This window comes from Allobosea sp. LjRoot9, assembly GCF_964252745.1.
Taxonomy (GTDB): domain Bacteria; phylum Pseudomonadota; class Alphaproteobacteria; order Rhizobiales; family Beijerinckiaceae; genus Allobosea.
On record NZ_CAXUPC020000003.1, the window covers coordinates 244532 to 264326 of the forward strand.

The window sequence follows — 19795 nt, forward strand, 5'->3', positions numbered from 1 at the left end:
CGAGAATAAGAGGAGGAGCGCATGTATACGCAGGCCCTCAACACCAACCCCGATTCCGGCGAACGCCAGCTTGAGGATGCCGGCCTCGCGGCCCGGTTCCAGGCCAGGGTCGATGCCGAGGAGCGGATCGAGCCGAATGACTGGATGCCGGCCGCCTATCGCCGGACCTTGACCCGGCAGATCTCGCAGCACGCCCATTCCGAGATCGTCGGCATGCTGCCGGAGGGCAATTGGCTGACGCGGGCGCCCTCGCTGCGCCGCAAGGCCGCCCTGCTCGCGAAAGTCCAGGACGAGTGCGGCCACGGCCTCTATCTCTATGCCGCCGCCGAGACGCTCGGCGCATCGCGCGAGGAGCTCGTCGACCAGCTTCTGAGCGGCAAGGCCAAATACTCCTCGATCTTCAACTATCCGACGCTGACCTGGGCCGATATCGGGGCGATCGGCTGGCTCGTCGACGGCGCGGCGATCATGAACCAGATCCCGCTTTGCCGCTGCTCCTATGGCCCTTACGCACGCGCCATGATCCGGGTCTGCAAGGAGGAATCCTTCCACCAGCGCCAGGGCTACGAGATCATGCTGACGCTGTCGCGCGGCACGCCCGAGCAGAAGGACATGGCGCAGGATGCGCTGAACCGCTGGTGGTGGCCTTGCCTGATGATGTTCGGACCGCCCGACGCCGCCAGCCTGCACTCCGACACCTCGACGCTGTGGAAGATCAAGCGCTTCTCCAATGACGAGCTGCGCCAGAAATTCGTCGACGCCACCGTGCCCCAGGCGCGGATTCTCGGACTTTCGCTGCCGGACCCGGAGCTTCGCTTGGACGAGGAGACCGGACACTGGCGCTATGGCGAGATCGACTGGGACGAGTTCAAGCAGGTGATCGCCGGCAACGGCCCGTGCAACCGGGAACGGCTGGCGGCGCGGCGCAAGGCCCATGACGAAGGCGAGTGGGTGCGCGAGGCGGCGCTCGCTTACGCGCAGAAGCAGCGCGGCAAGGCGCTTGCTGCCTGACGAGCGCTGCCGGCGGACTGAGCAAACACGACAGAAAGCGCGCCGGCAAAGGCAGCGCGGCAAGGGAGATGACGCATGGCCGGGCCGATGATGCCGCTCTGGGAGGTCTTCATCCGCAGCCGTAACGGGCTCGCGCACAAGCATGTCGGCTCGCTTCATGCCGCCGACGCGACGCTGGCGCTCCAGGCGGCGCGCGACGTCTATACGCGCCGCGGCGAGGGGCTCTCGATCTGGGTCGTGCCGTCGACCGCCATCATCGCCTCGGACCCGGGCGATGCCGGCATGATGTTCGAACCGGCGGAGACGAAGATCTACCGGCATCCGACCTTCTACGAAGTGCCTGATGATGTCGGGCATATGTGAGGACATCGCCATGCCGGTCGCATCGATCTCCGTCTCCGACACGCCGTTGCTGCGCTACACCCTGCGGCGCGCCGACGACGCCCTGATCCTGGGCCATCGGCTCTCGGAATGGTGCGGCCATGCGCCGATGTTGGAAGAGGACATGGCGCTGGCCAATATGGGCCTCGACCTGATCGGTCAGGCCCGCTCGCTCTACGCCTACGCTGCCAAGGTCGAAGCCGCCGGCCGCGACGAGGACGCCTATGCCTATCTGCGCGACGTGCGCGGCTATGGCAATCTCCTCCTGGTCGAGCAGCCCAATGGCGATTTTGCCCAGACCATGCTGCGCCAGTTCCTCTACGCGGCCTTCATCGATCCGTGGTGGCGGGCCATGATGGGCAGCACCGATGCGACGCTGGCTGCGATCGCCGCCAAGGCGGAGAAGGAGACCGCCTACCATCTGCGGCACGCCTCGGAATGGGTGGTGCGGCTGGGCGACGGCACGCCAGAGAGCCATAGGCGGGCGCAAGCCGCGCTCGATGCGCTCTGGCCCTTCACCGGAGAGATGTTCGAGGTCGATCCGAGCGAGCGGGGGCTGATCGCAGAAGGCGTCGCGATCGATCCCGAGAGCCTGCGCGCCGGCTGGTACGAGACCGTCGTCAGCGTGCTGGCCCAGGCGACGCTTGCCGTGCCGCAAAACGACTGGATGCAGAAGGGCGGGCGCAACGGCCATCATACCGAGCATCTCGGCCATCTCTTGAGCGAGCTGCAATATCTGCAGCGCGCCTTCCCCGGTGCCGTCTGGTGAACGCCGTCGCGCGCGATCGCGATGCGGCCGTGCCGGACGAGGCCCGACTCGACGAGGTCCGGCGGATCGCCGGCGCCGTCGTCGATCCGGAAATTCCGGTGCTATCGATCGCCGATCTCGGCGTGCTGCGCGAGGTGCGCCTCAATGACGGCAGGATCGAGGTCCTGATCACGCCGACCTATTCGGGCTGCCCGGCGATGACGATGATCGCGCTGGAGATCGAGCTCGCGCTGGAGCAAGCCGGCCTCGGGCCCGCCATGGTGACGACAGTGCTGTCGCCGGCCTGGACCACCGATTGGATGAGCGAAGACGGCCGGCGCAAGCTGACCGAATACGGCGTCGCGCCTCCTGCCAGGAGCGCCGGGCGACGGGCATTGTTCGGTACGGAAGAGGTCGCCTGCCCGCAATGCGGCTCGCTCGACACATCCCGGCTCGCCGAATTCGGCTCGACCTCATGCAAGGCACTCTGGCGCTGCAATGCCTGCCGAGAGCCTTTCGACTATTTCCGCTGCCATTAGTAGGGGCGCCATGTCCACCGCCACACCCCGCTTCCATCGCCTGGCCGTCCGCGACGTGAAGCGTGAGACGCAGGACGCTGTCTCGATCGCCTTCGCGGTGCCCGAGGACCTCGCCGCCGATTATCATTTCGCACCCGGTCAGTATCTGACCCTGCGCGCGACGATCGAAGGCGAGGACACGCGCCGCTCCTACTCGATCTGCTCGGGTCCGCAGGATGGCGAACTCAGGATCGCGGTCAAGCAGGTCGATAATGGCCTGTTCTCGACCTGGATCAATGGCAATATCGCCATCGGCGATGCGGTTGATGTGATGACCCCGACTGGCCGCTTCGGCCTCGAACGCGATCCGGGCGATGGGCGCATCCATGTCGGCTTCGCGGCCGGCTCGGGCATCACGCCGATCCTGTCGATCATCCGTGGCGTGCTGCAACGCGAGCCGACGAGCCGCTTCTTCCTGTTCTACGGCAACCGCTCGACCGAAGACATTCTCTTCCGGGCGAGCCTGGAGGAGATGAAGGATCGCTTCCTCGGGCGGCTTGCGATCTTTCACGTGCTGTCGCGCGAGGAGCAGGATCTGCCGATCTTGAACGGGCGGCTCGACGGCGAGAAGGCGCGGCTCCTGCTGCGCAGCATCGTCCCCGCAGTGACGGTCGATCATGTCTTCATCTGCGGTCCGGCCGCGATGAGCGAGGATCTGGAAGCGACCCTGCAGGAGATCGGCATTGCCGGGGACGCCATCCATGTCGAGCGTTTCGTCTCGGCGCTCGGTGGCCGGCCTCGGCCGAAACCCATCATCGTCGAGTCGAGCGCTCCGCCCGCCCATCTCGGGGCGATGATCGTCGATGGCAAGCGCCGTGAAATCCCGATCGCCGCAGGCGAAGCCATCCTCGATGCGGCCTTGCGTGCCGGCATGGACCTGCCCTTCGCCTGCAAGGGCGGCATGTGCTCGACCTGCCGGGCCAAGCTCGTCGAGGGCGAGGCGCAGATGACGGTGAACTACTCGCTGGAGCCGTGGGAGCTCAAGGCCGGGTTCATCCTGACCTGCCAGGCTCATCCGACCAGCGCGCGGGTGGTGGTGGATTTCGATCAGGTTTGATCGCAGCGCGCCTGTGCGTCATTGCGAGCACCCGGGTCTTGCCTTCGGCAAGCCCGAGTACAGGCTCCGCGAAGCAATCCAGGGGGCATAGAGCTCTTCGTCTGGACTGCTTCGCTGCGCTCGCAATGACGGGAACGGCTGGCCTTATCCCTTCGGGCGCTTGTCGATCACACGCTTGGCCTTGCCGGCCGAGCGCTCCAGCGTTCCGGGAGGCTGGATCATCACCCGTGTGGTGATGCCGATCGTGTCCTTGATCCGCGTCACCAGCCGCTCGGCCTGGACGGTCAGGCCGGCGCTATCCCACATCCCCTCACGAGCCTCGGCCAGCACCGTCATTTCGTCCATGCGGCCTTCGCGCGTCAGCTCGATCAGGAAATGGCCGGCGCACCAGTCGGTGGCGAGCAGCGCCTCCTCGATCTGGGTCGGGAAGACGTTGACGCCGCGCAGGATCATCATGTCGTCGCAGCGTCCGGTCACCTTCTCCATGCGCCGCATGCCGGGCCGGGCCGTGCCCGGCAGAAGCCGGGTCAGGTCGCGGGTGCGATAGCGGATGATCGGGAAGGCTTCCTTGCTGAGCGAGGTGAAAACCAGTTCGCCCGGTTCGCCGTCGGGCAGCACCGCGCCGGTCTCGGGATCGATCACCTCGGGCAGGAAGTGATCCTCCCAGACGTGCAGGCCATCCTTGGTCTCGACGCATTCCTGGGCGACGCCGGGCCCAATCACCTCCGACAGGCCATAGATGTCGGTGGCGTCCATGGCGAAGGCCTGCTCGATCTCCTCGCGCATCGCATTGGTCCAGGGCTCGGCGCCGAAGACGCCGAAACGCATCGAACTCGCGCGCGGATCAAGTCCCGCCTTGGCGAAGCCGTCCAGGATGGCGAGCATGTAGCTCGGCGTCACCATGATCACCTCGGGCTTGAAATCCGTGATGAGCTGGACTTGGCGCTCGGTCATGCCGCCCGACATCGGCACGACGGTGCAGCCGAGCCGCTCGGCGCCGTAATGGGCCCCTAACCCGCCGGTGAACAGGCCGTAGCCATAAGCGACATGCACCATCATGCCCGGGCGCGCGCCGGCGGCGCGCAGCGAGCGCGCCATGACATTGGCCCACATATCGATATCGGCCAGTGTGTAGCCGACCACGATCGGCCTGCCGGTGGTGCCCGAGGAGCCGTGGATGCGCGCGAGTTTCTCGCGCGGCACTGCGAAAAGCCCGAACGGATAATTGTCGCGCAGGTCCTGCTTCACCGTGAAGGGAAACTTGGCGAGGTCCGAGAGCTGGCGGAAATCGGAGGGGTGGACGCCAGCCGCATCGAAGGACTGACGATAATGCGGCACGTTTTCATAGGCATGCCGCAGCGACCAGGCCAGGCGTTCACGCTGGAGCGCCATGATTTCGTCGCGAGAGGCGCGCTCCGCCGCGTCGAGCCCGTCCTTCACCGCACCGTCGAATGCCATTGCACGAAGCGCCATGGTCGCCGTCTCCTTCCCTCAAGCTTATGACCGGATCGCGCTCTGCGGCGCGTTGGCGGCAGGCTCGATGAACGAGCCGCCGATGGTGCGGGAATGCCCGCGGAATTCGGCGATCGTCTTGCCGTCGCTGCTGACGCGGACATCGTAGATCCCGGAGCGGCCGCTGCGCGAGACTTCGCGGGCAGCGGCGACCAGACGGTTTCCGGCCTTGCCCGGCGCGATATAGGAGATACTGCAATGGGCGGCGACGGTGGTCTCGCCATAGGAGTTGCAGGCGAAGGCAAAGGCGCTGTCGGCGAGCGCGAAGATGAAGCCGCCATGGGCGGTGCCATGGCCGTTGGTCATGTCGGGCGAGATCGACATCGCCAGCACGGCCTCGCCCGGTCCGGTCGAGACGATCTCCATCCCCAGCGCCTGGCTCGCCTTGTCGCTGGCCCACATCACCTGGGCGGCGCGACGCGCGATCTCCTCCGGCGAGAGAGCGGCGACAGGCGCGGTCACGAGTCGCGCCCGGAAAAACGCGGCGGTCGCTTCTCCATGAAGGCGCTCACCCCCTCGCGATAATCGGGTGTGCGGCCGGCCTTGCGCTGGAAATCGCGTTCAAGGTCGAGCTGCTCGTCCAGGCTATTCTCTTGCGCGGCATCGAGCGCCTGCTTGATCAGGCTGAGCCCCTGCGTCGGCTGTGCCGCGAGATGCGCGGTCAACCGTTCGGCCTCTTCTTGCAGGGTCGCGTCCTCGACAGTTTTCCAGATCAGGCCCCAGGCTTCGGCGGTCTCGGCTGGGAGAGGTTCCGCCAGCATGGCGAGCCCGCGCGCCCGCGCGGGACCGACCAGCCGAGGCAGGAAGAAGGTTCCGCCCGAGTCCGGTACAAGGCCGACCTTGACGAAGGACTGGATGAACTTTGCCGAGCGGGCGGCCAGCACGATATCGCAGGCGAATGCGATATTGGCGCCAGCGCCGGCGGCGACGCCGTTGACGGCGCAGACCACCGGCTTGCGCAAAGCGCGCAGCCGCCGCACCAGCGGGTTGTAGAAGGCTTCGATCGTCGCGCCGAGATCGTGCGGTCCATCGCCGCCGAGACGGTCGCTCAGATCCTGCCCGGTGCAGAAGCCGCGACCGGTGCCGGTGAGCAGAACCGCGCGACAGCGCTCGTCGGCGCTGGCCTCGTCGAGGGCCGCGGCCAATGCCTGGTGCATGGCTTCGTTGAAGGAATTCAATCGCTCCGGGCGATTCAAGGTCAGCTTGGTCCAGCCGTCGCGCTGGTCGACGAGAAGCACGGGCTCCAAGCCTGTCGTCGGCATGCCTGTCTTCGGCTGCATCTCTATCCTCCCTGGGGTCGGGCTCTTCGAGAGCCTCTTGAATTAACCGGCCGATCGGTTAATCTTTTACGCAAGGAGCTCGCTTGTCAACCTGCGAACGCAAGGCTCCGCTGACCGGGAGGACACAAAGCCATGACCGCGATCCTGCAAAGCTATGCGCTCGACCAATGGTTCGAGGCATCCTCCGGTCTCGTTGATATTGCGAGCGCGATCGACGGCCGGGTTGTCGCGCGCGCTTCCAGTACCGGGCTCGACTTCGCCGCGGTGGTTGCGCATGCACGCGATGTCGGTGGGCCGGCGCTGCGGGCGCTGAATTTTCATCAGCGGGCCGATCTGCTCAAGGCGCTGGCTACCTACCTCAACACGCATAAGGAGCCGCTCTACGCTCTGGCTGCCGAGACCGGTGCGACGAAGCGCGACAACCTGATCGATATCGACGGCGGCATCGGCACGCTATTCGCTTATGCCTCGCGCGGGCGACGGGAACTGCCGAGCGAGCGTTTCGTGGTGGAAGGCGCAAGCGAGGCGTTATCCAAGGGCGGCAGCTTCGTCGGCCTCCATGTGCTGACACCGCTCCAGGGCGTCGCCGTCCACATCAACGCCTTCAACTTCCCGTGCTGGGGCATGCTGGAGAAGCTCGCGCCCGCCTTGCTCGCCGGCGTCCCCGTCATCACCAAGCCTGCGACGGCGACGGCCTATGTCACCGAAGCCGTCATCCGGCTGATCGTCGAGTCAGGCATTCTGCCGGCGGGCGCCTTGCAGTTCGTCTGCGGCGCGACCGGCGACCTGCTCGACCATCTCGCGGGGCAGGACGTGCTCTCCTTCACCGGCTCGCTCGGCACCTCGGAGAAGCTGCGCAACCACCCGGCCGTCTCGCGCAATGCCGTACGCTTCATCGCCGAGCGCGATTCCCTCAATGCTGCGGTGCTCGGCCCGGACGCAGGTCCCGGCACGCCTGAATTCGATCTCTTCGTGAAGGAGGTCGTGCGCGAGATGACGGTGAAGGCAGGCCAGAAATGCACGGCGATCCGCCGCATCTTCGTTCCGCGCGAGCTGGAGACAGTCGTCGGCGAGGCGCTGACCGTCCAGCTTGCCGCGATCAAGCTCGGCGACCCGCGTCTCGAGGAGGTCCGCATGGGGCCGCTGGTGAGTCTGGCCCAGCGCCAAGACGTCCGCGCGAAAGTGGCGCAGATCGCAGGCGAGGCTGAGATCCTGTGCGGCGATCCGGCGGGCGGCGCGGTGATCGGCGGCGATATCGCGACGGGAGCCTTCATGCAGCCGGTGCTGCTGCGTTGCGCCAAACCGCGCGAAGCCCGCCATGCGCACACGACCGAAGCCTTCGGCCCGGTTGCGACCTTGATGGGCTATGACAGCCTGAATGAGGCCGTCGCGTTGGTGGCGATGGGCGAGGGCAGCCTGGTGGCGTCGGTCTTCACTTACGACCAGGGGGTGGCCGAGGCGCTGATCTTTGGCATGGCCTCCTATCATGGCCGCCTGCTCGTCATCGACCGCGACTGCGCCAAGGAATCGACCGGCCACGGCTCGCCGCTGCCATACCTGCTCCATGGCGGTCCCGGTCGCGCCGGCGGCGGCGAGGAGCTCGGCGGCCTGCGCGGCGTGTTCCACTATATGCAGCGCACGGCCTTGCAGGGCTCGCCTGGGCGCCTCTCGCTGCTGACGGGCAGCTGGATCAAGGGCGCTCCCGCGCCCGTCGCGGCAACCCACCCCTTCAAGCTGGACTTCGACGCCCTTACCGTCGGCGACACGGTGGAGACCGGTGCGCGCGCGATCACGCTCGACGACATCGAGCATTTCGCCCATTTCAGCGGCGACACCTTCTATGCGCATATGGACGAGGAGGCAGCCAAGGCGAACCCGTTCTTCCCGGGCCGCGTCGCCCATGGCTATCTCATCCTCGCCTTTGCCGCAGGGCTTTTCGTCGATCCGGCGCCGGGACCGCTCCTGGCCAATTACGGCCTCGACACCCTGCGCTTCCTCAAACCGGTCTCGCCGGGCGACACCATCCGCGTCCGCCTCACGGTCAAGCAGAAGCAGGCGGCGCGGAAGCCGGAATATGGCGAGGTGCGCTGGGATGCCGAGGTCTTCAACCAGGATGGCGAGACCGTCGCGCGCTACGAGTTGCTGACGATGAGCGCACGCGTCGCGGCGTAGTCGAAGTCGCCACCGCTTGTCGCGTCTCCGGCTATTGCTGGCCAGTCGGGTCGTTTGAGGCGCGGCTGAAGCGGCGCTTTCGTTGCCGCTGAGCCGAGCGAAGGCGAATGCCGCGCTCCCCTCCCAAATCACCGCATGGCTTGATGAGCAGAAAGGGCGGGCCCGTTTTGGGCCCGCCCTTTCATGTCGATGACGACGAATTCGCTGGGTCGTCTCAGCTCAGCTCACTTGGCGTTTGCGGCCTTTTCGATGATCTCGGCGACGACGCCGGGCTTCGAGACGTAGACGGCATGGCTGCCCTTGGTCTCGACTACGGTCGATCCGGCGCGCTTGGCCATCTGGCGCTGGGCGGGCGGCGGGATCATGTGGTCGTCGGTGGCGACGAGATAGAAGCTGGGCTTGGCCTTCCAGGCCGGGTTGGTGACGGCGCCGGTCAGCGCGGCCACGGCCCAGGGCACCTGCGAGTCGGCCATGAAGGCGGCCGTCCTGGCATCGACATCCGCCGCGAAGGCGGCTGCGAACTTGGCCTTGTCGAGGGCCAGGAAGCCGTCGACCGGCGGCAGGATCGGCGGGACGGAAGCGCCCGGAGGCGGGTTGGCGATCAGCGAGGCGACCGACTCGCCCTTATCCGGAGCGAAGGCTGCGATATAGACCACCGCCTTGACCTTCTCGTCGGTGCCGGCCTCGCTGACGACGACACCGCCATAGGAGTGGCCGACCAGGACGACCGGCCCATCCTGCTGGGCGATCGCCCGCTTGGTGAAGGCGACGTCATCAGCGAGAGAGGTGGTCGGGTTCTGGACGATGGTGACGTTGTAGCCCTTTGTCTTCAGCTGGTTGTAGACGCCCTGCCAGCCGGAGCCGTCGACGAAGCCGCCATGGACGAGGACGACGTTCTTGACAGCGGGGGCGGCCTGGACAGTGGTGCCGGCGACGACGGCGGAGAGGGCAAGGGCGGCGGCGGAGATCAGGGTCTTGGTCATGACAGCGGTTCCTTTCCTGTATCTGCGATAATCATTATCGCGATAATCAATCTCATACCGAGCCACCCAGGGCTTGTAAAGCGATTTCTTTATCGCGATATTATTTTTCGCGAAGACGCCATTCCCGAGGACCCCGATGACCGATGCCCCGACCCTGCCGCTCGACGGCCAGCTCTGTTTTTCGATCTATTCCGCCTCGCTGGCGATCCAGCGCGTCTACAAGCCGATGCTCGACGGGCTCGGCGTGACCTACACCCAGTATCTCGTGCTGGGCGCGCTCTGGGAGAAGGATGGGCTGACGATCGGGGCGATCGGCGAGCGGCTGGCGCTGGAACCCAGCACGATCACGCCGGCGGTCAAGCGGCTCGAGGCAGCGGGGTTTCTGACCCGTCGGCGCAGCACCGAAGACGAGCGTCTGGTCGAGGTCCATCTCACGCAGAAGGGCATGAGCCTGCATCCCAAGACGGGCTGCCTGACCGATGCGCTGCTGCGCCATTCCGGCTTCGACGTGCCCGGGATGATCGAACTCAACAAGCTGGTCCAGACTCTGCGGCAGGGCATGCGCGACGCGACGGCCGGGCAGTCGGAGCTGGCGAAGGGAGATGTCGCGGATTGAACGAAGCCACGTGGTGGGGGCTCTGGCCGGGCCTCCCATGCATGCCCGCGAAAACAGCAGGCACGGCGTGCCATCCGACACAGCGGTTTCGCTTGGCTTCGCCGGAGCCGGGTGATTTCAGATTCCTCGCTTCGACGCTGAGCAAGCCCAGGAATTGACGGTCCTTCGGGATGAGGTGGGCATATTTTCATGTGCACCATGGCCGCCTACAGCAGCTTCCTCGGCGCCTTTCCCTGGCACGCGAACGCCTCGTTTCGGGCAAGACGCCGACGTCCGCTACTGACGCGGCGCCTATTCGGAAGCCGCAATGACCTGTTCGAGCAGGGCCATGGCTGCGGCGCCATCCGCTGCGCTCGGCGCCGCCGTCGTTTCGCCCCGCGCAGCCCGAACGAAGTCGCCGAGCAGGGCGTGATAGCCCTTGTGATCCTCATTGGCGGCGGCCGTAAAATTGGGCTCCCAGACCAGCGTATCCTGCCCGTCGATCAGGCTTGCCTCGGGTTTCGAGACCTTGAAGGGCGGATTGCGGAAATAACGGACCTCGTGGAGGTTGCGCACCTCGACGCGGGCATGGTCGCCCATGACCTGCCACCATTCCATCGGCGTGCCGCGCGATTGGTGCGTACCCATGACGAGCGTGCCGATGCCGCCATTGGCGAAGCGGAAATCGACATGGAGCAGCAATTTTCCGGGCGCCAGCTCGTGCCGCCTTGCGCCGACCGAGGCGACCTGCCCCATCAAATGCGGCACCAGGTCGAAATAATGCACGCAATGATGCAGATAGAAGCCGGAATAGTCCGGGTTATTGGCGAAGTAGGTCGGCGCGGTCATGTACTGCCCGAGGAAGCTCGCCGTTTCCCCGAACTCCGTCGAGCCGATGACATTCGCCGCGATGCGATTGGCCGTCGAGTAGCGCTTCATGAAGCCGAGCACGACCGGCACCTTGCGCTGCGCCGCGGCTTCAGCCAGCTCGGCGGCCTGTCGCGCCGTTGGCGCTGGCGGCTTCTCGATGAAGAGCGGCAGGCCGCGCGCGATGGCCGCCAGCCCGATCTCGTGATGCAGGCCGGGACCGACGGCGAGGCCGACAGCGTCGAGATCGTCGCGCGCGAGCAGGTCGCGCCAGTCGCGCAGACGGCTGGCCTCGGCGACGCCATAGCGCCGGCTGGTTGCGTTCAGCCGCCCCTCATCCGTATCGCAGAGCGCGACGATTTCGACATCATGCCGTGTCAGTTGCGGCAGCAGCATTTCGTTGGCGTGGGTGCCGCAGCCGATCCAGCCGACGCGCAGCGTGCTTGTCCGGGGGCCGGTCATGCCGTCCTCCCGGCGAAGGCGAGCGCGGCCTTGAGGAAAGCGATGCTGGCAGCCAGCGGCTCGTCCTCGTTCTCTGTTGGCGCGCGCCATTGGGCGAGCGGCGTGCCGGCCCGCTCATCGCTGCGCCGGAAGGGTTCGAGCACGATCGGCCCGCGATAGGTGACGTCGCGCAGGGCTCGTGCGATCGCGGGCCAGTCGATATGGCCGGAGCCGACGAAGCCGCGGTTGTTCTCGTTGGCCTGGAAATGCACGAGCTGCGATCCGGCTCTGCGAATGGCATCAGTGAGATCGAATTCCTCCATGTTCATATGGAAGGTGTCGAGCATCACGCCGACGGCGGAGCTGCCGACGCGCTCGACGATTTCGAGTGCGTGGCGGGTCGTGTTGCAGATATCGGTCTCGAAGCGGTTGAGCGGTTCGACGCCGAACAGGATGCCGGAATCGGCGGCGCGCCGGCCGGCTTGCGCGAGCCCCGCGACGATGGCGTCGATGCGGCGTTTGCGTTCGCTTTCATCGACGGGGGCGGGCGCTCGACCAGCGAAGACCAGCGGAGCGCCATAGAGTGGGCCGCCGACAATGGTCGCTCCCAAGGCGGCGGCGATATCGATGCAAGCTTCCAGATAGGCGATGCCGGCCTTGTGCGCGCCGATGTCGGCGCTGGCGAGGTCGCGGGTGAGATTGACCCGGGCGGCCAGCACGCAGGACAGGCCAGCGTCCCTGATCGCTGCGCGGGTCTCGACGAGATCGAGCTCGCCCGGCTCAGGCACCAGGAGCTCGACGACATCGGCTCCGGCCCGTTTGATCCGCTGGAAGCAGTCGAAATGCTCGCGCGCGAAGGGCCGCGCATAGAACATCGAGATCACCCCGATGGAATTCGTCATCATGATTTCACCGCTCCGGCCGTGAGTCCGCCCACGAGCCGCCTTTGCACCAGGAGAAACAGGAAGGTGACCGGCAGCGCGATCAACGTGCCGCCGGCCGTGAGAAGGCCCCATTGGATGGTGAATTCGCCGATGAAGAGCTGCAGCGCGACCGTGACGGTGCGCACCGCCTGGCCTGAGAGCATCATGGCGAAGAGATATTCGTTCCAGGAGGTGATGAAGATGTAGATGCCCGCGGTGACGACGCCGGGCATCAGCAGCGGCAGGATGATGAGGCGGATGGTCTGGAGGCGGCTGGCGCCATCGATCATCGCCGCTTCGTCGAGATCCCTGGGGATCGCGTTGAAATAGCTGGTCAGCATCCAGATCGCGAAGGGGATCGAAAAGGTCGAATGGCCGAGAATGACGCCAAGAAAGCTGTCGATCAGCCCGAGTCGACGCATCATCAGGAAGAGCGGGATGATGAGCAGCACGACCGGGAACATGTTGATGACGAGGAAGCCGGTCAGCAGGCCCTGGCGGCCGCGAAAGCGGAAGCGCGAGAAGGCATAGGCCGCCGGGATGCTGACTCCCAGGCCAAGCAGGCTGGCGCCGATCGCGATGATCAGGCTGTTGCCCAGGCTGCCGGCGAAGTTCGTGCGTGCGATCAGGTCGCTGTAATGCTGCAGCGTCGGCTCGCGCGGCCAATAGGTCAGGGGCCAGGTCGAGAGCTCCGCCTGAGGCTTCAGCGAGGTCAGGATCATCCAGCCATAGGGGCCAAGCGCGAAAAGGACGATCAGGAGGACGGGAAGCTCGACCTCCAGAATGCGCCGGGTGCGAGAGCGGCGCTCGATCATGTCTCGATGCTCCTCGCGGCCTGCCGGACATAGAGGAAGACGACGCCCAGCAGCATCGCGGTGAGGATCAGCGCCAGCGCTGCGCCATAGCCGAACTCCATGCTGCTCGAAGCGCGCAGGAAGGCGTAGAGCGGCAGGGTGTGGGTGGCGTAGCCCGGCCCGCCACCCGTCATGACCAGGATGACGTCGAGCGAATTCGCCACCCAGATCGTGCGCAGCAGCAGGGCGGTGGCGATCACGTCGGCGATTGCGGGCAAGGTCACGTGGAAGAGTTGTTGGGGCCCCGTGGCGCCGTCGATCTCGGCCGCTTCGTAGAGTTCGGCCGGCACGGTCTGCAAGCCAGCCAGGATGGTCACGGCGAAGAAGGGGAAGCCCTGCCAGATCAGGGCCAGCATGATGGCGTAGAGCGCGGTGTCGGGCCTCGCCAACCAGGCGATCGGCGCCGCGATCAGGCCAAGGCGCATCGCGATGTCGTTGATGACGCCGAGGTTGAAGTCGTACATCCAGGTCCACATCAACCCGATGATGACGCTCGGCAGCGCCCAGGGGATGATGACGAGCGACCGCGCCAGCCCGCGCCACCAGAAGCTCTGGTTGAGCAGTAAAGCCGCGGCGAGCCCAAGCAGGAATTGCAGTCCGACGACGCCGATGATCCAGATGAAGGATTGGCCGAGCGAGATCCAGAAGACCTCGTCGCTGGCGATCTTGGCGAAATTGCCGAGCCCGATGAAGCGGGCATTGTCGGGGTCGTAGAGCAGGTAGTCCTGCAGGCTGAGCCAGGCCGTCTGCGCGACGGGGACGAGCACGACGCCTGCCGTGACCAGAATGGCCGGGAGCAGGAACCAGAATGGCATCGAGCCGCGCCCAAGGGGCGGCCTGCGTCTGTCCATGGTGGTGAGCGAAGCCACGATGCGAGCCTGTCGAAACGAGGGCAAGGGGCGGGGGCTGGCCGTCCGGCCGCCGCCAGTCCCGTCAACCATGGAAATGCTGCTCGATGGCGCGCATCATCTCGTCGGGCTGGATCTGACCGAGCAGCGCTCTTTGCATGTTGGCCGGCCAGATCCTGGCGATGAAGTCCGGCGTCTTGGGCGAATCGGGCAGCGAGGCTGCGATCGGCAGCGAGGCGGCGCTCGCCTCGACGAAACGTTTGGGGTGCAGCGTCCAGTCCTTTGCCGCCGAGGACGCGATCGGCAACTGTCCGGTGAATTTGTTGAGCACCACGTTGTTCTCCGCGGTGGAGAGGAAGGCGCACCATTTGAAGGCGGCCTCGCGCGCCTTGCTGGCCGCGAAGACGGCGTTGGATTCATCGCCGAAATAGGTCCAGCCCTTGCCGTCCGGGCCACGCGGCACCGGCACGGCCGAGACCTTGTCGCCAAGCACGCCGACGATTTCGTTCGCCGAGCCGACATGGTGGATGGTCATGGCAGTGCGGCCGGCTTTGAAGGTATCGACGATCTGGCGGAAGCTGTCGGTCGGCGCCGAGGCAGGCACCACCTTGTCCTTGAGCGTGAGATCGACGAACCAGCGATTGGCCGTGAGCGCTTTCTCGCTGAGCATGCCGCCCTTTTCGAAGCTGGCGCCGCCGCCGAGCACGAACGGCCCCCAATGGTCGAACCCGCCGGCGCCGCCGCGCAGGCCGAAGCCAGAGAGGTCGGCCTTGGTCAGCGCCTTGGCCGCGCTACGGAAATCCTCGAAGGTCGCGGGCGGTTTCAGGCCCGCCTGCTCGAACAGATCCTGCCGGTAGTAGAGATAGAGCACGACATATTGCAGCGGCAGGTAATATTGCTTGCCGTCGGCGCCCTTGTTGAGCCTCCAGATGTTGTCGGCGATGTCGCTGCGTCCAGCCCAGCCGGCGATCAGGTCGTCGATCGGGGCAAGCGCCTTCATCTGCTGGAAGCGCGCGGCCCAGGACAGGCGGACCATGGCGCAATCGGGACCGTTGCCTGCGACGAGCGCAGCGAAGAGGCGGGTCTGGTAGTCGTTGCCGCCGCCCCAGGGAATGCTCTCCGCCTGAACCTTGATGCCAGGATTCTCGGCTTCGAACTTGGCGACGAGTTCAGCCGGCGAATGCTGCGGATTGTCGAAATGATACCACCAGCGCACGGTCGTCGCGCCTTGAGCGATGGCAGGGCGGGCGAGAGGGGCGGTAAGCGGGATGGACAGTGCGCTTGCGCCCGCTAACTTGATGAAAGTCCTGCGTTCCATGGTTGGTTTCCTCCGGTTTTTTTATCGTTGAGGTGGTCGGCAAGGTATCGGCCGCCGGCCGTGAGCATGGCGGCCGCCCCAGTGAGTTCCCGGCTCATGCGCAGGCAGCCATGCACGACGCCGGGAACATGGTCGAAACGGAAGGGCACCCCGGCTTCGCTGAGGCGCCGCGCCAGCACGATCGTGTCGTCGCGCAGCGGATCGAGCCCCGCGGCGCTGAGATAGAGCGGCGGCAGGCCCGCGAGATTCGACCGGACGGGCGCTGCGAGGCTCGCCGTGCCATCGGGTTCGCCGCCGAGAAAATTGCTCCAGTACCAGCGCATGTTCGCGCTGGTGAGCAGGTAGTCGCCGCCGCCAAAGGCCGCATGGCTCGGTGTCGAGAAATCGGGCTCGTAGCAGCCATAGAACAGCGCTGCGGCCGAGAGCGCCGGCAGGCCTTCGTCGCGCCGGCGCAACAGCGCCGCAAGCGCCAGATTGGCGCCGGCGGAATCGCCTGCCACGGCGATTGCGCCGGCGGGAATGGCTTCGCCCAGGCCGCCTTGCTCCACGAAGGCGATGGCGGCCATGAGATCGTCGAGCGGCGCGGGGAAGGGGTGTTCGGGCGCGAGCCTGTAATCGACGCCGAGGACAGCGCAGCCTGCTTCCACTGCGAGATGGCGCATGGTGCCGTCGTGGGTCTCGATCGAGCCGAAGGTCCAGCCGCCGCCATGGGCATAGACGATGACGGCGGACACCGGCGCGGCTTCGGGTTGGTAAAGCCTCGCGCGCATCGTGCCGCCGGGGCCGGGGATGGCAAGAACGCGTGCCGGGATGGCTGGAGCGCCTTCGCTCCAAGGTCGTGACGCGGCATCGACGGTCGCGCGCGCCTCGGCGATCGGTGCGGCGCGGAAATCGAAGGCCGGACCGGCGCGCATGCGCTCCAGAATCGCCTGCATCTGTGGATCGATCCAGGGCTGCATCAGGCGTCTCCGTCGCGCAGGACGATGGTGTCGATGTGCTCCGCGATCGCCCGCGACAAGCCCTCACCGTCGCGGGCCTCAAGCAATGCAAACAGCTCCCGGTGGCGAGCGGCTGTCTCGACCAGCGGGCGGCGATGGCCCGGCGCCCAGAGCTTCGAGCGATGCGAATGCAGCGTGCAGCGCGTCAGGATCTGCTCGAGCGCGTCCAGCCCTGAGAGCCGGAAGATGGTCAGGTGGAAAGCCATGTCCAGCGCGATCAGGGCATATTCGTCGCCGGCCGCGGCGGCTGCGTCCATATCGGTCTGGATGGCCTGCAGACGCTCCAGATTGGCGCTATCGACATGCTGGACCGCCCGCAATGCGCCGCGGAGTTCGATGCGGCGACGCAACGCCAGGATTTCCTCCGCCTCCTCGGGGTCGAGCCGGGTTACCATGGTGCCGCGATGGCCGGAGCGGGTGACGAGCCCGTCCTCCTGCAGGCGGAAGAGGGCTTCGCGGATCGTGCCTTGGCTGCAGCCATGCTCGCGCGCCATGCCGAGTTCGGTCAAAGCGCTCTCGGGGCGCAGCTCATTGATCATGATCTGTCGCTTCAGCGACTCGTAGACCACATCGCGTGGCCTTCGGATCAGACTGGGAAGGGGTGCGTTCATCAATATCGATAATGATAAATGCGTCTTCAATGTCAAGCGAGCTGCAAGCCGAGGTCAGCGGGGAGGGGCATGCTGCGCGGGTCGGAAACGGGCTTCAGCCGGCGAAGGCGGGAACGCTGGCCCTTTGCCGGCTCCCACACGATTCCCTTCCCGGCAGACTATCCTGGGTGCGCGAGATCGAGTTTGCCGATCCTTCGCAGAGCTTCGAGTGGGCGAACGACTTTGTTCACAGTCGCATTGCGACGTTGCTCAAGCCGAACGGGGCGCAGAAGCCTTGCAAGTTGAACAGCATGTGGACAGCGAGATCTAACGCCGTCGCTGTATATCCCAGGACTGATGCTAAGTCCTTGAAAAGAATGGCGCGCCCGAAAGGATTCGAACCTCTGACCCTCAGATTCGTAGTCTGATGCTCTATCCAGCTGAGCTACGGGCGCGTATCGGAGCGATCAGCGCGAGGCGTGCCGACCCGATGGCGCGGAGATAGCCGCTCTCGTTCGTCTTGGCAACCCTGAAATGATGCGCCGGCCAAGCTGATGTGGATGGCCGGCGGAAACAGCGGCTTGCCCGCTTGTAGAAGCGGTGAGCGAGCAGCCGCGATAAGAGCCACGTTTGATTTTGCACCTTCGCGTCGGGCCGCTTGCAGCGCCGTTGGGCTCTGCAAACACGGAACCGGGCTGTCAGAGCGCGTCAGAAATTGACCTTGTCGGCGCCCTTGAGCTGCAGCTCCTCGCGGGCATCCTCAGGTGTCGCGACCTCGAGGCCGAGGCCTTCGATGATCATGCGGGCGGCGCGGACTTGGTCGGCGTTGGATTTCGCCAGCTGTCCCGGCCCGAGCCAGAGTGAATCCTCCAGGCCGACGCGCAGGTTTCCACCCATCGAAACCGCCATCGCCGCGATCGGCAATTGATGGCGGCCGGCGCCGAGCACCGACCAGTGATACTGGTCGCCGAAGAGCCGGTCTGCGGTGCGTTTCATATGGATGACATCCTCGGGATGCGGGCCGATGCCGCCGAGGATGCCGAAGACCGACTGGACGAAGAAGGGCGGCTTGACCAGGCCTTTGTCGACGAAATGCGCCAGCGTGTAGAGATGGCCGATATCGTAGCACTCGATCTCGAAACGCGTGCCGTTCTCCGCGCAGGTGGTCAGGATGTTCTCGATGTCCTGGAAGGTGTTCTTGAAGATGCGGTCCTTCGAGCCTTCGAGATAGGGTCGCTCCCAATCATGCTTGAAGTCCTTGAAGCGGTTCAGCATCGGGTAGAGGCCGAAATTCATCGAGCCCATGTTGAGCGAGGCGACCTCGGGCTTGAAGTAAGCGCAAGGGCCGAGCCGCTCCTCGATGCCCATGGTCGGCGAGCCACCGGTCGTGATGTTGATGACGGCGTTCGAGCGCTGCTTGATGACCTTCAGGAAAGGCTCGAAAGCTGCGGGCGACTGGTCGGGTTGGCCGGTCACCGGGTTGCGGGCATGGAGATGGACCAGCGCCGCGCCGGCCTCGGCCGCACCGACCGCCGCATCGATGATCTCATCGGCGGTCACCGGCAGATAGGGCGACATGGAGGGGGTGTGGATCGCGCCGGTGACCGCGCAGGTGATGATGACTTTGCGGTTCTTCGCCATGGCGATTCGTCCTTTCGGGCTTGGGGGCGATCTTTGTTTGATCTCAGGAGGGTTTGCGCGTGGAGGCACGCTTATGCGCCTGCAGGGCTGCAAGTCGGGTGTCGCGCCAATCGCTCAGGTGCTTGACGCGATCGGGCGATTGCGTGCCAGGCCATTCGCGCATGACCTCGGCGACAATGTCCTCCCCGAAGGGATTGCCGAGGCCTTCGGACGATTTGACCATGCGATTCAGGGACTCGGCATAGCGGGTGCAATAGTCGGGAATGCCGCCGGGCGCGTTGAGCTCGATCGTCTCGAACGGCCCCATGAAGGACCAGCGCAGGCCGAGCCCGTCGCGGATCGTCTTGTCGACATCCTCGGCGCTCGCCACCCCCTCGCCGACGAGGCGGAAGGCTTCCGCCAGCAGCACGGCTTGGAGGCGGTTCAGCACGAAGCCGGGCTTCTCCTTGCGCAGCGTGATCGGCACCTGGCCGGCCTGCTCATAGAGCGCCTTGGCGCGGGCGACGATCGCAGGATCGGTCCAGGGCGCGGGTGCCAGCTCGACGATCGGCACGAGATGGGGCGGGTTGACGGGATGGGCGACGAGGCAGCGGGCGCGGCCCGCGAGGTTTTCGCTGAAGACGGACGCCATGATGAAGGAGGTCGAGGAGGCAAGGATGGTCGAGGGCGCTGCGAGCGCGTCCATCTCGGCGAAAAGCGCCTGCTTGGCCTCAACCGTCTCCGGCCCGTTCTCCTGGACGAGTTCGGCGCCGGCCAGCGCGTCAGTGAGACCGGTGGCGACGCGAATGCGGGCAGCCGAGCCCTTGGGATCGTCGACGAGGCCGTGGCTGGCGAGCTCCTCGAGATTGGCCGCGATATGGGTGCGGGCCTGATCGGCCGCGCCCGGCGCGACGTCATGCAGCGCGACCTCGAAACCGTGGCTGGCGAAGACGGTGGCCCAGGCGCGTCCGATCAGGCCGGAGCCGATGATGGCGATCTTTGTCATGCGAAAACACCCA

Annotated in this window: 20 protein-coding genes and 1 tRNA gene; 7 read left to right on the top strand and 14 right to left on the bottom strand. The window is 65.9% G+C overall.

What is annotated here, in order from left to right:
• Positions 1-21 precede the first annotated feature (21 nt).
• From paaA to paaE, 5 genes are all read left to right on the top strand, one after another.
• Positions 22-1011, top strand: a complete 990-nt coding sequence (paaA, locus tag ACSQ3P_RS15640) for a 1,2-phenylacetyl-CoA epoxidase subunit PaaA (protein WP_436166470.1) — start codon at positions 22-24, stop codon at positions 1009-1011.
• A gap of 75 nt (positions 1012-1086) precedes the next feature.
• The gene (gene paaB / locus ACSQ3P_RS15645) at positions 1087-1374 is read left to right on the top strand and encodes a 1,2-phenylacetyl-CoA epoxidase subunit PaaB (RefSeq protein ID WP_436166471.1); all 288 of its coding nucleotides are present in this window, start codon (positions 1087-1089) and stop codon (positions 1372-1374) included.
• 10 nt (positions 1375-1384) lie between these two features.
• The gene (gene paaC / locus ACSQ3P_RS15650) at positions 1385-2161 is read left to right on the top strand and encodes a 1,2-phenylacetyl-CoA epoxidase subunit PaaC (protein WP_436166472.1); all 777 of its coding nucleotides are present in this window, start codon (positions 1385-1387) and stop codon (positions 2159-2161) included.
• 29 nt (positions 2162-2190) lie between these two features.
• Entirely contained in the window at positions 2191-2679 is a 489-nt protein-coding gene (gene paaD, locus ACSQ3P_RS15655; RefSeq protein WP_436166748.1) for a 1,2-phenylacetyl-CoA epoxidase subunit PaaD, read from the top strand.
• Between the two features lie 10 nt (positions 2680-2689).
• Positions 2690-3775, top strand: coding sequence for a 1,2-phenylacetyl-CoA epoxidase subunit PaaE (paaE, locus tag ACSQ3P_RS15660; protein WP_436166473.1), 1086 nt, complete (start codon positions 2690-2692; stop codon positions 3773-3775).
• Positions 3776-3919: 144 nt separating this feature from the next.
• On the opposite strand, the gene paaK is transcribed toward paaE, so the two are convergent.
• From paaK to paaG, 3 genes are read right to left on the bottom strand one after another with little or no spacing between them, the layout of a single operon-like run.
• A complete protein-coding gene (gene paaK, locus ACSQ3P_RS15665) occupies positions 3920-5248 on the bottom strand; it encodes a phenylacetate--CoA ligase PaaK (RefSeq protein ID WP_436166474.1) in 1329 nt (442 codons plus the stop codon).
• 24 nt (positions 5249-5272) lie between these two features.
• The gene (gene paaI / locus ACSQ3P_RS15670) at positions 5273-5689 is read right to left on the bottom strand and encodes a hydroxyphenylacetyl-CoA thioesterase PaaI (protein ID WP_436166749.1); all 417 of its coding nucleotides are present in this window, start codon (positions 5687-5689) and stop codon (positions 5273-5275) included.
• Between the two features lie 56 nt (positions 5690-5745).
• Positions 5746-6549 (bottom strand): 2-(1,2-epoxy-1,2-dihydrophenyl)acetyl-CoA isomerase PaaG, encoded by an 804-nt coding sequence (gene paaG, locus ACSQ3P_RS15675; protein ID WP_436166750.1) that lies wholly within the window; start codon positions 6547-6549, stop codon positions 5746-5748.
• A 150-nt stretch (positions 6550-6699) separates the two neighbouring features.
• Between paaG and paaZ the strand changes: the two genes are divergently transcribed.
• Positions 6700-8739 (top strand): phenylacetic acid degradation bifunctional protein PaaZ, encoded by a 2040-nt coding sequence (gene paaZ / locus ACSQ3P_RS15680; protein ID WP_436166475.1) that lies wholly within the window; start codon positions 6700-6702, stop codon positions 8737-8739.
• 224 nt (positions 8740-8963) lie between these two features.
• Here the strand turns inward: paaZ and ACSQ3P_RS15685 are convergent, their stop codons facing one another.
• Positions 8964-9722, bottom strand: coding sequence for an alpha/beta fold hydrolase (locus tag ACSQ3P_RS15685; protein WP_436166476.1), 759 nt, complete (start codon positions 9720-9722; stop codon positions 8964-8966).
• 136 nt (positions 9723-9858) lie between these two features.
• Here ACSQ3P_RS15685 and ACSQ3P_RS15690 point away from each other — a divergent pair, with 136 nt between their 5' ends.
• Positions 9859-10338 (top strand): MarR family winged helix-turn-helix transcriptional regulator, encoded by a 480-nt coding sequence (locus ACSQ3P_RS15690; protein WP_436166477.1) that lies wholly within the window; start codon positions 9859-9861, stop codon positions 10336-10338.
• Between the two features lie 291 nt (positions 10339-10629).
• On the opposite strand, the gene ACSQ3P_RS15695 is transcribed toward ACSQ3P_RS15690, so the two are convergent.
• From ACSQ3P_RS15695 to ACSQ3P_RS15740, 10 genes are all read right to left on the bottom strand, one after another.
• Positions 10630-11646, bottom strand: a complete 1017-nt coding sequence (locus ACSQ3P_RS15695; protein WP_436166478.1) for a Gfo/Idh/MocA family protein — start codon at positions 11644-11646, stop codon at positions 10630-10632.
• Complete coding sequence (locus tag ACSQ3P_RS15700) at positions 11643-12530, bottom strand: sugar phosphate isomerase/epimerase family protein (protein ID WP_436166479.1); 888 nt, start codon at positions 12528-12530, stop codon at positions 11643-11645. Before ACSQ3P_RS15700 ends, ACSQ3P_RS15695 begins: the two co-directional genes overlap by 4 nt.
• Positions 12527-13363, bottom strand: a complete 837-nt coding sequence (locus ACSQ3P_RS15705; protein WP_436166480.1) for a carbohydrate ABC transporter permease — start codon at positions 13361-13363, stop codon at positions 12527-12529. Before ACSQ3P_RS15705 ends, ACSQ3P_RS15700 begins: the two co-directional genes overlap by 4 nt.
• The gene (locus tag ACSQ3P_RS15710; RefSeq protein WP_092168960.1) at positions 13360-14217 is read right to left on the bottom strand and encodes a carbohydrate ABC transporter permease; all 858 of its coding nucleotides are present in this window, start codon (positions 14215-14217) and stop codon (positions 13360-13362) included. Before ACSQ3P_RS15710 ends, ACSQ3P_RS15705 begins: the two co-directional genes overlap by 4 nt.
• 118 nt (positions 14218-14335) lie before the next feature.
• Positions 14336-15568 (bottom strand): extracellular solute-binding protein, encoded by a 1233-nt coding sequence (locus ACSQ3P_RS15715; RefSeq protein ID WP_436166481.1) that lies wholly within the window; start codon positions 15566-15568, stop codon positions 14336-14338.
• On the bottom strand, positions 15541-16527 hold the full coding sequence (locus ACSQ3P_RS15720) for an alpha/beta hydrolase fold domain-containing protein (protein WP_436166482.1): 987 nt from the start codon (positions 16525-16527) through the stop codon (positions 15541-15543). The genes ACSQ3P_RS15715 and ACSQ3P_RS15720 overlap by 28 nt, the downstream gene beginning before the upstream one ends.
• On the bottom strand, positions 16527-17177 hold the full coding sequence (locus tag ACSQ3P_RS15725; protein WP_436166483.1) for a GntR family transcriptional regulator: 651 nt from the start codon (positions 17175-17177) through the stop codon (positions 16527-16529). The genes ACSQ3P_RS15720 and ACSQ3P_RS15725 overlap by 1 nt, the downstream gene beginning before the upstream one ends.
• Positions 17178-17534: 357 nt before the next feature.
• Positions 17535-17611, bottom strand: a tRNA-Arg gene (locus ACSQ3P_RS15730).
• 253 nt (positions 17612-17864) lie between these two features.
• Entirely contained in the window at positions 17865-18797 is a 933-nt protein-coding gene (locus ACSQ3P_RS15735; protein ID WP_436166484.1) for a 3-keto-5-aminohexanoate cleavage protein, read from the bottom strand.
• Between the two features lie 43 nt (positions 18798-18840).
• Complete coding sequence (locus ACSQ3P_RS15740; RefSeq protein ID WP_436166485.1) at positions 18841-19782, bottom strand: 3-hydroxyacyl-CoA dehydrogenase; 942 nt, start codon at positions 19780-19782, stop codon at positions 18841-18843.
• Between the last annotated feature and the right edge of the window lie 13 nt (positions 19783-19795).